The organism is Rhizobium sp. NXC24 (assembly GCF_002944315.1).
Lineage (GTDB): Bacteria > Pseudomonadota > Alphaproteobacteria > Rhizobiales > Rhizobiaceae > Rhizobium.
The window spans coordinates 3,541,271-3,556,112 of sequence record NZ_CP024311.1 but is presented as its reverse complement, the minus strand read 5'-3'; the positions used below and the strand labels follow the sequence as shown (position 1 = coordinate 3,556,112).

14 protein-coding genes are annotated in these 14,842 nt (G+C 60.8%); 7 read left to right on the top strand and 7 right to left on the bottom strand.

Annotated elements, in window-relative coordinates:
• Positions 1-119: 119 nt before the first annotated feature.
• From NXC24_RS17485 to NXC24_RS17475, 3 genes are all read right to left on the bottom strand, one after another.
• A complete protein-coding gene (locus tag NXC24_RS17485; RefSeq protein WP_104824447.1) occupies positions 120-677 on the bottom strand; it encodes a DedA family protein in 558 nt (185 codons plus the stop codon).
• A 32-nt stretch (positions 678-709) separates the two neighbouring features.
• Positions 710-1,840, bottom strand: coding sequence for a calcium:proton antiporter (locus NXC24_RS17480; RefSeq protein WP_104824446.1), 1,131 nt, complete (start codon positions 1,838-1,840; stop codon positions 710-712).
• A gap of 121 nt (positions 1,841-1,961) precedes the next feature.
• A complete protein-coding gene (locus NXC24_RS17475) occupies positions 1,962-2,153 on the bottom strand; it encodes a hypothetical protein (protein WP_104824445.1) in 192 nt (63 codons plus the stop codon).
• A gap of 643 nt (positions 2,154-2,796) precedes the next feature.
• On the opposite strand from NXC24_RS17475, the gene NXC24_RS17470 reads away from it, so the two are divergent.
• The gene (locus NXC24_RS17470) at positions 2,797-3,837 is read left to right on the top strand and encodes an MBL fold metallo-hydrolase (RefSeq protein ID WP_104825228.1); all 1,041 of its coding nucleotides are present in this window, start codon (positions 2,797-2,799) and stop codon (positions 3,835-3,837) included.
• Positions 3,838-3,882: 45 nt separating this feature from the next.
• On the opposite strand, the gene NXC24_RS17465 is transcribed toward NXC24_RS17470, so the two are convergent.
• Entirely contained in the window at positions 3,883-4,743 is an 861-nt protein-coding gene (locus NXC24_RS17465; RefSeq protein ID WP_104824444.1) for a haloalkane dehalogenase, read from the bottom strand.
• A gap of 76 nt (positions 4,744-4,819) precedes the next feature.
• On the opposite strand from NXC24_RS17465, the gene NXC24_RS17460 reads away from it, so the two are divergent.
• Together NXC24_RS17460 and NXC24_RS17455 are read left to right on the top strand one after the other, a co-directional pair.
• Complete coding sequence (locus NXC24_RS17460; RefSeq protein ID WP_104824443.1) at positions 4,820-5,302, top strand: MarR family winged helix-turn-helix transcriptional regulator; 483 nt, start codon at positions 4,820-4,822, stop codon at positions 5,300-5,302.
• A 152-nt stretch (positions 5,303-5,454) separates the two neighbouring features.
• A complete protein-coding gene (locus tag NXC24_RS17455) occupies positions 5,455-6,141 on the top strand; it encodes an isochorismatase family protein (RefSeq protein WP_104824442.1) in 687 nt (228 codons plus the stop codon).
• Positions 6,142-6,233: 92 nt separating this feature from the next.
• Here the strand turns inward: NXC24_RS17455 and NXC24_RS17450 are convergent, their stop codons facing one another.
• Positions 6,234-6,965 (bottom strand): dienelactone hydrolase family protein, encoded by a 732-nt coding sequence (locus NXC24_RS17450; protein ID WP_104824441.1) that lies wholly within the window; start codon positions 6,963-6,965, stop codon positions 6,234-6,236.
• Between the two features lie 213 nt (positions 6,966-7,178).
• Between NXC24_RS17450 and NXC24_RS17445 the strand changes: the two genes are divergently transcribed.
• Positions 7,179-8,702, top strand: coding sequence for a carboxypeptidase (locus NXC24_RS17445; RefSeq protein ID WP_104824440.1), 1,524 nt, complete (start codon positions 7,179-7,181; stop codon positions 8,700-8,702).
• A gap of 98 nt (positions 8,703-8,800) precedes the next feature.
• On the opposite strand, the gene NXC24_RS17440 is transcribed toward NXC24_RS17445, so the two are convergent.
• Together NXC24_RS17440 and NXC24_RS17435 are read right to left on the bottom strand one after the other, a co-directional pair.
• A complete protein-coding gene (locus tag NXC24_RS17440) occupies positions 8,801-10,315 on the bottom strand; it encodes a mechanosensitive ion channel family protein (protein WP_104824439.1) in 1,515 nt (504 codons plus the stop codon).
• A gap of 69 nt (positions 10,316-10,384) precedes the next feature.
• Positions 10,385-11,110 (bottom strand): FadR/GntR family transcriptional regulator, encoded by a 726-nt coding sequence (locus NXC24_RS17435; protein WP_104825227.1) that lies wholly within the window; start codon positions 11,108-11,110, stop codon positions 10,385-10,387.
• A 140-nt stretch (positions 11,111-11,250) separates the two neighbouring features.
• Here NXC24_RS17435 and NXC24_RS17430 point away from each other — a divergent pair, with 140 nt between their 5' ends.
• From NXC24_RS17430 to NXC24_RS17420, 3 genes are all read left to right on the top strand, one after another.
• Positions 11,251-12,204: an aldose 1-epimerase gene (locus tag NXC24_RS17430; protein ID WP_348632695.1), complete on the top strand. Its 954-nt coding sequence runs from the start codon at positions 11,251-11,253 to the stop codon at positions 12,202-12,204.
• 27 nt (positions 12,205-12,231) lie between these two features.
• Positions 12,232-13,008: an SDR family oxidoreductase gene (locus NXC24_RS17425; protein ID WP_104824438.1), complete on the top strand. Its 777-nt coding sequence runs from the start codon at positions 12,232-12,234 to the stop codon at positions 13,006-13,008.
• Between the two features lie 159 nt (positions 13,009-13,167).
• Positions 13,168-14,754 carry an aldehyde dehydrogenase (NADP(+)) gene (locus NXC24_RS17420; RefSeq protein WP_104824437.1) on the top strand — a complete coding sequence of 529 codons (1,587 nt, stop codon included), beginning with the start codon at positions 13,168-13,170 and terminating at the stop codon, positions 14,752-14,754.
• The last annotated feature ends 88 nt before the right edge of the window (positions 14,755-14,842 follow it).

Below are 14,842 nucleotides of genomic sequence, written 5' to 3'. Positions count from 1 at the left end.
CGGCAACCATGCGGCGTCGATGGATTAAGGCATGTGACACTATGAAGCGCCATTGCTAAAAATTGCAATAGTCCCGTGCCTGCAATTCATATGCGCCGCCCCGGCGAAGGCTGACGTGACTACGCAGGCCGGCTTTTTCGGAATGTCATCATGACAAGAAGCAGGACAATAATAATCCCGGCTGCAATCAGGACGTGGTGATGGAGCGGCAGATGACCGAACGTCTGCTCGATACCCTGTCCGAACAAATAGCCTATCCCGGTGAAGAGCGATCCCCAGACCAGGGCTGCGGCAGCGTTGATCAAGACGAACTTTATCGCTGAAACGCCGGACATCCCGATGGCGACCGGACTGATTGCCCGAAAGCCATAGATAAAGCGGAAAGCGAAGATGAAGCCGGTGGGATGGCGCTCCAGAAGCTGCGTGACGCGTGCGAACGCCGGTTTCTCGATGATTTTCTGGACGCGCGGATAGTGCCGGGCATAGCGGCCGATGAAAAAGAGCGTCTGATCGGCGATGAAGGAACCGGCGCAGGCAGCGGCCGCCGCATTCCAATAGGTCATGAGGTGACGATGCGAAAACACGCCGCCGAGGATCACCATGGTTTCGCCCTCGATGGCAGCGCCCAGAAAGACCGCCAGAAGGCCATATCTCGCGATCAGAAGCTCGATGGTCATGTCGGGGGCTCCGGACCGGGACGATGTGAACCTTACCGCTGAAAGATGAGCAGTACGTAACACAGGAAAAGGACAAGGTGAACGGCACCCTGCATCACATGGGTCCGGCCGCTGGCGAAGGTAATGATACTGACGGCGAGCGTCAGGATGAGCATCACGAGATCGCCGCCTTCAAGTCCCAGCGTGACAGGATGTGCAAAGAGATAGCTGACGACGAGCATGGCGGGCACGGTTATCCCGATTGTTGAGAGAACCGAACCCAAGAAGATATTGATCGAACGCTGCAAGTGGTTGGCGGCGGCCGCGCGCACAGCGCTGATGGCTTCCGGCGTGGCAACCAGCACCGCCATGACGACGCCGCCGAAAGCGACAGGCGCACGCAATGTTTCAATCACGTAGTCGATCGGCTTGGCGAGTTCTTCGACCAGGAACACCACCGGCCCCATATAGGCGAACAGGAAAACGGTGTGAAACCATATCGCCCTTCGGCCAGGGCGAGGGTCTGGTTTAACGTGCGGCTCGCTCTCGTCGGCAAAAAAATGGTGATGGCGGCCCGCCTGAAGCATCAGGAAGACGCTGTAGAGGCCGACGGAAATGATTCCGAGCACCATCTGTCTCGGCATGGAAGGGTGCGGGCCGGCGGCACCGTACAGGAAGCTCGGCATGACGAGACTGAGCGTCGCCAATGGCACGATAAGGCCGAGATAGGCGTTGGCGCCCTGCAGGTTATGGGACTGCTCCGGTCGGCGCCAGCCGCCGAATAGCAACGATAGTCCCACCATGCCGTTGAGGATGATCATGATCACCGCAAAAAGCGTATCACGGGCGAGGGTAGGGTTGTTCTCGCCGTGGATCATGACGGCGGAAATGGCCATCACTTCGATCGAGGTGATGGCGAGCGTCAGGATCAATGTGCCGTACGGCTCCCCAAGCCGTTCCGCGAGATGGTCAGCATGCCGGACAACGGAAAGGGCGGAACCCAGCACGGCAGCAAAAAGTGCAAAGAAACTGAATGCGAGCCAAACAGGATTGGACAATTGCTGAAACAGCTCGCCTTCGAAGCTAATGATAAACAGGCTGGTCAGGATGCTGATCGCCAGAAACCATTCCTCGCGGAAAAGGCGGGTCAGTTCGTGAGGACGAAATGCCAGACTGTCCGTCATTGGAATGATGGCCTTGCAGAAAACTGTAGCTGCGAAGCGATAACCAATGTCATCATATCCCCCAACCCGCGCTGTCGGACGCCCGAAAACCGCCTGAACCGTATCGCCCGAGTTCGAAATTCTACACGGGTTTGCCGCTTTCGGCGAGATCGGCCAGTGCGCGTTCGAGCCGGACGATGGAAAAGTGGCCGGCGTTGTGATCGAACATAGGCTTGGCCGCCGCAGTTGTCTTCTCCGCAAAAAGGGCAAGGAGCACTGTGATGTCCCGATTGTATGGCTTGGATTGCCACAGATCTGCTTTTTCCTGCAGCACCGTACCGCATTGGTCAGAACTGACCTCGTGCGCTTCGGATAGTCCTGATTTATTGCCTGCGCTCCCTTCTCATATCTGAGGGAGCTTTCCCCGCTTTGCCCCGCCTCATCCGATGGGCGGGGCTTTTTTCTGGGCGGTTCACAATGCGTTTCATCCATATGTTGGATAATACTGTGTGCCGTCAGATGGGGGTTAAGTTTTAGGTGTAGTTTATTTAGCTGTTGACGATATTTAATTATCGTTTAACTTCAATTCGTTGAATATTTGACGCCCGCCTGTCACCGCTTAGCAGGTGGGCGCTTTTTTTGTTGCAGAGGCGCATGGAACTATTATGATGTTGCCATCATAATTCTTTAGCACCTCGCCATCCCCCCAAAGTGGCGGGGTTTTCTTTTGCCGATCGCTACGATTCGATCGTGCCGGTCGCTTCAACGACGAGCGTCCCGGCCATATTACTCAAAGTTTTCCTCGGCTTCTCTTAAGTCAAGCGCGTTCTTGCGAGAGAAAATCCAAGAATCGGCGCAGCGCATTCAAGGGGAAGAGCTCCCTCATGGTTTGCCGTTGCCTAAATTATTGAAATGTAGAATAACTATACCAAGGAAAAGATTTGATCCGGGGCAAGACTTGCGCAAGGGAGCCGCAGATGATCTTTCGCCAGCTCTTCGACAGCGTGTCCGGTACCTACACCTATCTCATCGCCAGCCGGCGGGGCGGCGAGGCGCTCATCATCGATCCCGTGCTCGAGAAGGTTGACCGCTATCTTCAGCTCGTCGAGGAGCTCGACCTTAAGCTGGTCAAGGCCGTGGATACGCATTTGCATGCCGACCATATCACCGGATTGGGTGCGCTGCGCGACCGCACCCATTGCATTACCGTGATGGGCGAGCAGACCCTTGCCGACGTCGTTTCCATGCGGGTGACGGAAGGCGACCGTGTCGCGATCGAGGGTTTGAGCCTCGACGTACTTTATACGCCGGGCCACACGGACGATTCCTATTCCTTCCTCATGGGCGGCCGTGTGTTTACCGGCGATACGCTTCTCATTCGCGGCACCGGACGCACCGATTTCCAGAACGGCAATCCGCTTCAGCAGTACGATTCGATCTTCAACAAGCTTCTGAAATTGCCGGACGAAACGCTGGTCTATCCCGCCCACGACTATAAGGGCGATACTGTTTCCACCATCGGCGAGGAGAAGCTGTTCAATCCGCGCCTCAAGGTCCGGTCGGCGGACGAGTATGCCGACCTCATGAACAATCTGAAACTTCCCAACCCGAAGATGATGGATGTGGCTGTGCCGGCCAATGTTCATGTCGGCTTTCATCAGGATGAGATCGCGCGCAAGGGCTGGGCCGTTTCGGCGGCGGAAGCATTGGCGCTGCGCGGTCGTCCCGACATCGCGATCGTCGACCTGCGCGAGAAGGGCGAGCGTGAAAAGCATGGAACGATCCCGGGCTCGCTGCATGCACCCTATCCGGATTTGCTGGAAAACATCAGCGCGGGAGGCATGCTGCATGAGTTGGCAGAGGCCACCGGCAAGCGGATCGTATTCTATTGCGCCTTCGGCGAGCGGTCGGCGATGGCCGTACAAGCGGCCCAGGACGCGGGCCTGGCGACCGCCTGTCATATAGAGGGCGGCATCGCGGCCTGGAAAAAGGCGAACGGGCCGGTGGCCACGCCGTAAATCAGCGATGGCGCCACCATCTTACACTCGGCTCCGTCCGGCTTTCTAACGAAGATTCCGCCGATCCGCCCACCGGGAGATTGCGGCTGCAATTGCCTCGGGTTGATCCTCCGGCGCGACATGGCGGGCCGGGCCGCATTTTTCGATATCCAGATTGGCGATGTTCGCCCGGCACCAGTCCGTCATCCTCTCGCCGATCAACAGGGTCTCCGCCGGACCGTCGAAAGTCAGAAGCAGCTTTGGGACATCCGCGCTCACCGCCAGCCAGGCGTCGTAGGCTTCGATCCGGGCGACGACATCGACCGGCTCACCTGCAATCGGCATCGCGCGGGGCCATTCGAGCAGGGGGCGGCGGCTTTCGCGAGTGGGGTAGGGTGCGCGATAGACGGCATGATCCTCGTCGCTCAATCCGTTGAGGATGGTGGCCCGCAGCGCCTGCTCGATGAAGAAATTCTCGTCGAGAACCTTGGCCTCACCGGTGCCTGTCGAGCGCAACGCCTCATAACGCGGGCGTGCGTTCGGTAGATCATCCCAGTTCATCGGTCGGACGATGGTTTCCATGAAGGCGATGCCGCGCACCCGTTCGGGATTGCGGGCCGCCCAGTCGAAGGCCAACGCGCCGCCCCAGTCGTGGCCGACCAGCACGACACCTGTGAGTTCCAGCGCATCGAACCAGGCGTCGAGATAGCGGGCGTGATCGGCGAAGCGGTAGGGTATAGCGGGTTTGCCCGAGCGGCCCATGCCGATGAGATCGGGCGCGAGACGGCGCGCGGGCTCACCGATGTTAGGAGAGATATGCCGCCAGAGATGCGACGAGGTGGGATTGCCGTGGAGAAAGACGAAAGAGGTTCCGCTCCCTGCATCCTCATAGAATATCGTCGAATTCAACACATCGATGGAGGGCATAGGGTATCCTCTTTCTGGAAGAAATGGTAAGGTACCTGTCTATCTAACATAATGGTCAGGTACCTGTCTATATCCTATGGAAAAATGCGTTCCCTCCCATCCGCCACTCGGCCTCTTGCTTCGCCTTGTGCACCAGCACTGGACGCAGGCGGTCGAAGCTGCGCTGGACGAAGCCGGATTCAGCGATATCCGCCCACCACATGCCAACGTCTTCACCTTTGCCCGGCCGGAGGGCATCCAGGTCAGTGAACTCACCAAGCTCGCCCACGTGCGTAAGCAGACGATGACGCAAGCGGTCGAAGAGCTCGAACGGCTGGGTTATGTCGAGCGCCGCCCGGATCCCAACGACCGGCGTGGGCGGCTGGTCTTCCTCACCGAACGCGGCAAGGGCGTGCGGCCGATCGCCATGGCCACGGGCCGTCTGGTCGACGAACGCTGGGCGGAGATCGCCGGGTCGGAAGAGATCGAACAAATCAAGCATGCCTTGCAAAGACTGCTCGGCAAGCTGCAGAGCGGCGACGACACCGCCATCGGGCCGGAGGAACAGGCCGACTCCTAAATCGGTCGTCTCAACCGCGTTCCCAAAGTCTCTAATCTTCTGTTCGGTAACGCCGGGATCACAAAGAGTTTCGTTATCAATCTCCGAGGTTTGACCTATCTAGGTTGCAGCGTCCGGCCAATGGAACCCATGGGGTTCAGGAGAGCGATTTCATGAGACATATCCGCAGCATGGTGCAAAAGGCAGCCTTCGCTTTCGGTGTCGGCTTCGCTGCTTTGAGCGCGGCGATCGGTCCCGTCGGCGCGATGCCGGCGTCCGCCCAGACCATTATCGACGACTGGCAGAAGGTAAAGCCGCCGGAAGCGCCGGAATTGAAGCCGGTGACGGTGGATCCGAAGACGACGGCGCTGTTGATCCTCGATTTCAATGGCGCGCAGGACCCGACCAAGGGGCCGTGCAACAAGAACACCAAACCGCGTTGCCTCGCCTCCGTGCCGAAGGTGAAGGCGATGCTCGACGAGGCCCGCGCCAAGCGTGTGTTCGTCGTCTATAGCTTGGCCGGCGTGGGCGAACCTCAGGATATCGCCACGGATCTTGCGCCGCTGGCAAGCGACCCGATCGTCAAGTCCGGCCCCGACAAGTTCATCGGCACCAATCTCCGCAACATCCTCGCCGACAAGGGCATCAAGACCGTGATCGTCACCGGCACGGCTTCCGAAGGCGCGGTTCTCGATACGGCAACCGATGCGGCGCTGAACGGCATGAACATCATCCTTCCCGTCGACGGCATGTCGTCCACCACGCTCTACGGCGAGCAATATGTCGCCTGGCACATGGTCAATGCGCCCGGCGTTTCGCAGAAGACGACGCTCACCAAGATCGACATGATCAAGTTCTGAGACGTAGGCCGATCAATTCCGGTCCACAGACCCCAAACTAACACCCCGCTTCGGATGGGACTGAAGCGGGGTGCCTTTGCATTGCAGCGTCTTTAGTTCAAAGCCTCGGCAAAGAGGTTCAACAGGCGCTTCCAATGCCGTTCGGCGCCGGTCTCGTCGTGGACACCGTGGTCCGGCACCGTCCAGCCATGGGCCATGCCGACATAGTTCTCGATCATATGGTCGACCCCGCCTATGCGGAGCGCTTCGGCGAGGCGGGCGGATTGCTCCGGCGGGAAGCTGTTGTCGACGCCAGCAACGCCGATATAGACGCGGGCCTTGATGTCGGCGGCCAGACGATGCGGGCTGTCTTCCGCGTCGCTGGCAAGATTGCCGCCGTGGAAGGTGGCGGCGGCGGCGATGCGGTTAGAATAGGCGGCCGCTGCGGTCAGCGCACGGGCGCCGCCCATGCAATAGCCGACGGTGCCGACCGGTCCGGTGGCGCCGGCTGCCATCAACGCATCGAGAAAGGCGGCGCTGTCGCGCTTGGTCATCTCCTGCGTCGTGCCGCGCACCATCCCCATGATTGTTTCGCGCGAGGCCGGATCACCGAAGGACGTGCCGTTGAACGGACCATAGGCGCCGAAACGATAGAACAGGTCGGGCAGCAGCACGGTATAGCCGGAATCAGCAAGCCTTTGCGCCATGTCGTAAAGCGCTTGGCGCGGGCCCATGGCATCCATGTAGAAAATGACGCCGCGCTCGGCGGAGACGCCGTTGTCGGGGCGGAAGATGGCGGCTTTCGCGACGCCATCGGCAGCGTTGATTTCGATATCCTGTTTCATCATCAAGTTCCTTGCGGTCTGGTTCGAGTGTTCGTTTCCCCGACTGGGGCACTTTGGCAAATGGCCGGAAGGCGCTCAATGACCTTTTCCTTTCAAAGGGATGCGGCAGGCGGATCGGCGATCAACATCTCTTGAGTTCCCGCCTTCGCCGTCGGTGGAATAGAATTCGAAGCGACGGCGTCGATGCGCGGGGCCGATGGAGGATGCGTACCCATGTCTTTTCGCCAGATCGTTCCAAGCCTTGCGCTGGTCTTTTCCCTCGTCTCGACGCTCGCCTTCGCCGCGCCGCCGGAACAGGGCCGCTCTGGCGGCGGCGGTGGCATTCTCTCGCTGTTGCCGCCGGATGCGGTCAGCGATCATGTGCTGAATGCCGATGGCAAAAGCATTCCCTATACGGCGACGGCGGGCACGCTCGATCTCTTCGGCCAGGACGGCGAACGCATCGCGGCGATCTTTTATACCGCCTATGTCGCCAAGAACCGCGACGACGGCAGACCGGTCACCTTCGTCTTCAACGGCGGCCCGGGTGCTGCATCGGCCTTTCTCAGTCTCGGATTGGTCGGACCACGCATTGTTGATTTCGGCCCCAGCGGGCGCGACGGGGCCAACGCCAAGCTCGTCGACAATCCCCATAGCTGGCTGAATTTTACCGATCTCGTCCTGATCGATCCGATCGGCACCGGCTGGAGCCGGACGGTCAAGCCGGATGACGCCAACGAGTTCTACAACATGCGCGGGGATGCCGAGAGCCTTGCCAAGGCCGTTGCGCTTTATGTCGCCCATAATGGGCGCGCTTCCTCGCCGAAATATATTCTCGGCGAAAGCTATGGCGGGCTGCGCGCGGCGAAAGTCGCCACCAGCCTGCGGCAGGATCAGGGCATCCTCATTTCCGGCATCGTCATGCTGTCTCCGCTGATCGAAGGGCGGCTCGTCTTTGGAGCGAATGATCTTGCGCTTGGCGCGGCACTCGAATTGCCGTCGCTAGCCGCTGCCGAGTTGGAGCGGAAAAATGCCTTCAACGAGCAGGGGGTAGCGGACGCCGAAAAATTCGCGTTGAACGAATATCTGCCGACCCTCGCAGGCAAGCCCCCGACCGGCGACGCCGGCCACGCTTTCTACGAGCGCGTTGCCAAGCTGACCGGCATTCCCGAAGATGTGGTGGCCAAGAACCAGGGCTTTCTCGGCGGGGTATATCAGAAACATTCCGATGGTGACGGCGCCGATATCGTCAGTTCCTACGACGCTTCGTTCCTGGCGCCGGACCCCTATCCGGAATCGGAAGCCGGCCACAGCGACGATCCGGTCCTCGACGGTTTCGTGCGCGCCTATGGCGGCGCTTTCTCCAGCTATGCACGCGACGAACTCGGTTTCCGCACGGACATGACCTACAATCTGCTGTCGAGCTCGGTGAATGAGCATTGGAACTGGGGCGACCGCAATGGCGGCTCGCGTCTGCATGCAAGCGGGACAGATGACATCAAGGAGATGCTGACCCTCGTCCCATCTTTCCGGCTCCTGGTGGCGCAGGGCTATAGCGACCTCATCGTGCCCTTCGGCGTCAACAAATATGTGCTCGATCATCTGCCGCCGGCCTTCGCCGACCGCGTGGCGCTGAAGCTCTATCGTGGCGGGCATATGTTCTACACGCGGCCAACGTCGCGCGAACAATTCACCGCAGACGCCAAAGCGTTTTTCACGGCGCAGCCTGCGACGATACCTCCGGCGCAGTCCAATTAGAGCAATTACAGGAAAAGTGCGCAGCGGTTTTCCATCCGGAATTGCGTAAAAACAAAAGACTAGGGCGGTTCAGCGATTTCAGGAAGCGCACAACCGCTCTAGTCATGCTGTAGCTGAAACAGATGTTTGATGCGTGAGGTTAGAGAACCGATCGGCGCGCCGTTGACCAACATGTCGCTGGGGCCGAAGAGATGGCGCTCGGCCTCGATGCGCTTCGACATGATCGCCCCGAGCTCTTCCGCGATGGAGGGCCGGTCGTGCAGCAGAGGCGCCAGGCAATCCTCGTCGATCTCGTAGGTCACCACGAAAGTCAGCGCCCGAATGGTGCCGACTTCGCCGGCCCCCATCAGCAGGCCGCCTTCGCCGAAATAATCGCCGGGAGCGAGCCGCGTCAATTCGATTTGGCGCTGTGCCTCCTTGCGGGTGATGCTTATGACGCCTGAGCGCACAATGGTCAGCGCGCGCAGCCGCGCATCCTGTTCGGCGATGACGGCGTCCTTGTGGTAGGTGCGGCGCTGCATATGCGACGCCAGATGCTCCTTCTCGTCCTCGGTGAGCGACGAGAACAGCGGAATATTGTTGAGCAGCCGCCATGGCGTGCCTGGATGCTGGGCAGCGCTCCCCGTCTCGGCCTGCGTTTCCGACGGCATGGTGACTGCGTCGGGTGGGCCTGCGAGTTTCAGCCCGCCTGCTTTCGAATGGCGATAGATGAGGTCGTTGATCTCATTCTTGGCGGCCGTCATCTGCGATATGTCGCGGATACGGAAATTGAGTTGCAATTCGACCGCCTGTCCATCGATCGCATTGATCATCACGCTGGGCTCGGGCGTCTTCTGGATCGTGTTGCAACTAATCAGCACGTTGCGCATGACGTCGGCGATGACTTTCGGCTGCGTGGTCGGCTGGACGCGGACGGTGATGGTGACGCCGTGGCTTTCGTCCGGGCTCGAGAGATTGGTGATCCGACTTTTGGCAAGGGCGCTGTTCGGGATGACGACGAGGTCGTTGGTGCCGCTCAGCAGATGCGTGGCCCGCCAGTTGGTCTCGACGACACGGCCCTGGACGTCATTGTCGAGCACCACCCAATCGCCAACGGAATAGGGCCTGCCGAGATTGAGCGCGATGCCGGAGAAGACGTCGCTCAGCGTGCTCTGCAGCGCAAGACCGAGAATGATGGCGAAGACGCCGGAAGTTGCGATCAGTGTGCCCACGGGTACGCTGAAGACATCGGCGATCACGGAGAGAGCCGCGCCGAGATAGATGACGCCAACGACTAGGTCCTGCAGCAGCCGGGCTTCGCGCGGCTTGCGCTCGAAGATCAGGAACAGGCGCACGAAAGCGACCAGCACCCAGGCGCCGTTGACCCACCAGACGATCTTGGCGAAGCCGGTGAAGATACGAAGCTGCACCGTGTCCTGCGCCTGCGGCGGGGTCGGCTCGTAGGGCACGATGCCGTGATAGAGCAGAAGCGCGGTCAGGCTGATGAAAAACGCGATCTGTCCGATCAGCCTCCCGGCGCGCCGGTGGCGAAGCAGGCAGCGGCTGATGAATGTGCCTATGACCACCAAGATGCAGAACTGGACGATCGGATCGGCGAGGAGCGCAATGGACATGAGAACGACCGCGTTCAGTCTTTCGGATGGGCGGTAAATTGGCATGAACTCAGCCGCAACACCATACGGCTAACCGCGTGCTTTCCTCAACGCATCCGAAATCTCGCTGCGGGCAACGCCGATCAGGCGCTCCATGGCGCTGCGGGCATCGTCCGGGCGGCGCATGCGAATGGCTTCCAGCACCTCCTGGTGCATGGCGATCGCCTGTTCATGCGACGGGCTGGCGCGGTTGGTCAGGCGGAAGCTGGCGAGCAGTGCGGCGCGGATGGCGGTGGCGAATTGCAGATAGACCCAATTGCCGCTGGCGCGGATGATCGCGGTATGAAATTCAAGATCCGCGCGGCTCCAGGCCTCGTTGTCGCGGGCATTGGCCTCCACCATCTCCTCGAAAGCTTTCGATATGCGGAAGAGATGGTGAGCATTGGCGTTGGCGGCGGCCTGCGCAGCGGCGGCCGGTTCCAGCAATTGACGGGCCTCGATCAGCGAGGCGTGAAAACGGTCGTCATTGCCGAGCCGCAAGGTGGCGTCGAGCACGAGCGGATCGAGATAGTTCCAGTTCTCCCGCGGAAGCACGGTGGTGCCGGCTCGCGTGCGCGAACGGATCATGCCGAGGGCGGCTAGATATTGCATGGCTTCGCGCAGGCTGGTGCGGCTGACGCCGAATTGCTCGGTCAGTTCCGCTTCGTTCGGCAGCGTGGACCCTTCGGCCATTTCGCCGGAGATGATCCTGTCGATGAAGCTTTGCAGCAGCGCTTCGCGCACGCCGCGCTTGCCGCCCTCCGAAAGCCCGGGCATAGCCGCGGTCAATTTGCGCCCCGTCTTGCCGCTGCCGGCACCGTCTCTCCGATTGTTCCCCATTCTGCGCCTCCCGCAATCACCGAGCGCGGCCATCCCAAGCAGACTGTATATAAATCCTACCAATGTTGACAATAAATATGATGAAATCTACCGTCCATGCCGGGTTCATCGATGCACGCGGGGGACAAAGGCTGCAGATGACGGTGGTGGAGCTCACGGATAGCGGCTTGACCGCACGGCTTTCCACGCGCGGCGGCATCGTGCTCGGCCTTTGGTGGGAGAGGAACGGTGCGCGTCTGCCTTTGCTGCGTGAAGCGCCTTCGGATGAGGCCGATGCGCGCTCCTCCGGTTGCTATCCGCTCGTTCCCTTCGGCAACAGGGTGAAGGGCAATCGCTTTACCTTCCGGGGTAAGGACTATGTCTTCGAGCCCAATACGCCTTGGGATCCTCATTATCTGCATGGCGAGGGCTGGCAGTCGGAATGGGCTGTTTTAAGCCAAAGCGGCAGCGAGGCGGAAATCGGCTTCTCGCATGCAGGCCATGGTACGCCCTATGCCTATGAGGCGCGGCAGCGTTTCGCCATTCATGACGGATGTTTCGACATGCATCTTCACGTCAGGAACCTTGGACCGGAGGCACTTCCCTTCGGCCTGGGTTGGCATCCCTACTTCCCAATGACATCGGCAACGACGCTGAAGGCGCCGGCGCGGCGGTTCTGGACGGAAGTGGAGGGCTGGCTACCGGGAGAGGCGGCTGATATTCCCGGCGACCTGAATTTCGCGACGGGGCGCGGATTGCCGTATCGCTGGGTCAACAACGGCTTCGAAGGGTGGGATGGCGTGGCGGAGATCGTTTGGCCCGAACACGATACGCGGCTGCATTTGATGGCGGATCAGCAACTTAGGCATTATTTTATTTTCATTTCGGATGCCGGCTTTGATCCGGGTTTTCAGCGCGACTATTTCTGTTTCGAACCGATGTCGCATCTGGCAAACGGGCATAATCTGCCGGACCTCGGCGATCTCACCGTGTTGGAGCCGGGCGAGGCGATGTCCGTGAGCCTGCAGGTACGTCCGGAAGCGATCGCCTAGCGGTTCCCAGTTCGAGGAAGGACACTCATGACCAATCGACTTTCCGGCAAGCGCATCCTGATCACCGGCGCTGCACAGGGCATCGGCCTGGCGATCGCCAAGGCTTGTGCCGCGGAAGGCGCGGGCCTGTTCCTTATCGATATGGATGGCGCATTGCTGGCTCGCGAGGCGGAAGCGCTGAAGGCCGCGGGTGCAGTGCTCGGCCATGCCGCGGCCGACATTACCGATGCCGCGAAGATCGAGGCTGTCGTTGCGCAGGCGGGCAGAGAGATCGGCCGGCTCAATGCGTTGATCAACAATGCCGGCGTGAATGTCTTTGCCGAACCGCTGGCGACGACCGATGCAGAGTGGCAGCGCTGCTTCGACATCAATCTCAAGGGTGCCTGGAATTGCTGCAAGGCGGTGTTGCCCGGCATCATCGCCGAGGGCGGCGGCGCGATCCTCAACATTGCCTCCACCCATGCCTTCACCATTATCCCGCATACTTTTCCCTATCCGCTCGCCAAGCATGCCCTGCTCGGCATGACGAAATCGCTGGGGCTCGAATATGCGGCCAAGGGTGTCCGAGTGAACGCGTTGGCGCCCGGCTACGTCGCGACCCAGAAGGTCATCGACTATTGGAACAGCTTTGCCGATCCCGAATCCGCCAAGGCGGAGACGATGCGGCTGCATCCGGGCGGACGGATCGCAACACCGGAGGAGATTGCGCTCGCCGCCGTCTTCATGATTTCCGACGAGTGTCCCTTCATGAATGCCACCTGCCTGACCATCGACGGTGGCCTCAGCGTGCAGCAGCATCCTTGATTTCGAAACGCTGCGGTGCATAAGGTCGCAGCCGTCTCATCTCCTGGGACAAAGCTTGATATTTAGATGACGATTATCATCTTACATCTGTCATTTCATCTTGCTATCTGCTTCTGAGGGGCGCACCTCCCAACGCCCTGGCATCATCAAGGAATACCCATGACACAGTCTTTTGTGATTAGCGGCGATTTGCTGATCGGCGCGGATTCGACCGGCGACAACAAATCCGTGCGCGCCATCAACCCGGCGACCGGCGCGAACCTGGAGCCAGCCTTCGCAATCGCCAGCGAGGCGGACGTCGCCCGCGCCTGCGAGCTGGCAGGCCGGGCATTCGATACCTATCGTGCTACCAGCCTTGAGGCCCGCGCGACCTTCCTGGAAACGATCGCGACCAATATCATGGAGATCGGCGATGCGCTGATCGAGCGCGCCACCGAAGAAACCGGCCTGCCGGCTGCCCGCCTGCAGGGCGAGCGCGCCCGCACCGTCGGCCAGCTCCGGCTGTTCGCGCAAGTGGTTCGTTCGGGCGAATGGCTCGATCTGCGTGTCGATCCGGCGTTGCCGGAACGCAAGCCGCTGCCGCGTCCGGATCTGCGCCTGCGTCAGATTCCGCTCGGCCCCGTCGCCGTCTTCGGCGCCAGCAATTTCCCGCTCGCCTTCTCGGTTGCCGGTGGTGATACCGCTTCGGCGCTGGCGGCCGGTTGTCCTGTCGTCGTCAAGGGCCATCTTGCCCATCCGGGCACCGGCGAACTGGTTGGTCGCGCCATCCGCGCCGCCGTCGTTGCCTGCGGTCTACCGGAAGGCACCTTCTCGCTCCTGACCGGCGCGAACGAGACCGGCGCGGCACTGGTCCGCCATCCGCATATCAAGGCGGTCGGCTTCACCGGCTCGCGCGGCGGCGGTGTGGCGCTTGGCGCAATCGCGGCGGCTCGGCCCGAGCCGATCCCGGTTTACGCCGAAATGAGCAGCGTCAACCCCGTCTTCCTGTTCCCGGCAGCTCTTGCAGCCCGTGCGGAGGCGATCGGCAATGCGTTCATCGGTTCGCTGACGCTTGGAGCCGGTCAATTCTGCACCAATCCGGGTCTGCTGTTTGCCATTGACGGTCCCGATCTCGATCGCTTCATCGCCACGGCAAGTGCAGCACTCACCGGTTCGGCCCCGGCGCCGATGCTGACGCCTGGCATTCATGCCGCTTTCGACAATGGTGTTGCAGCACTTGCCGGCCATGAGGCCGTGAAGACCGTCGCGCGCGGCGCTCCGGCAGAAGGCGTCAACCGCAGCCCTGGTGCCTTTTTCGAAACGGATGTCGAGCATTTCCTGGCCGACGACCGGCTTGGCCATGAAGTCTTTGGCGCCAGCGGCCTGCTGGTCCGCTGCAAGGACATCGACCAGATGATTGCGATTGCCGAAAAGCTCGAAGGCCAGTTGACCGCGACGCTGCAGGTCGATGCCGACGACTATGCCATCGCCGCCAAGCTGCTGCCGGTGCTGGAGCGCAAAGTCGGGCGCATCCTCGCCAATGGCTGGCCGACCGGCGTCGAAGTCAGCCATGCCATGGTGCATGGCGGCCCATTCCCGGCGACCTCGGATAGCCGCACGACCTCGGTCGGCACGCTCGCCATCCGCCGCTTCCTGCGCCCGGTATCCTATCAGGACCTGCCGGAAGGCTTGTTGCCGGTGGAGCTGCGGAATGAAGGCGTGAAAAGCCTGCCGCACCTGCTGGATGGCGTTCGCGGCGGTAATTGAGTGCTGAGAAGCCCCTCATCCGGCCTCCTGAGTTTTTATCGAAGGGCGGCCACCTTCTCCCCGCTTGCGGGGAGAAGGCTGGGGTGAG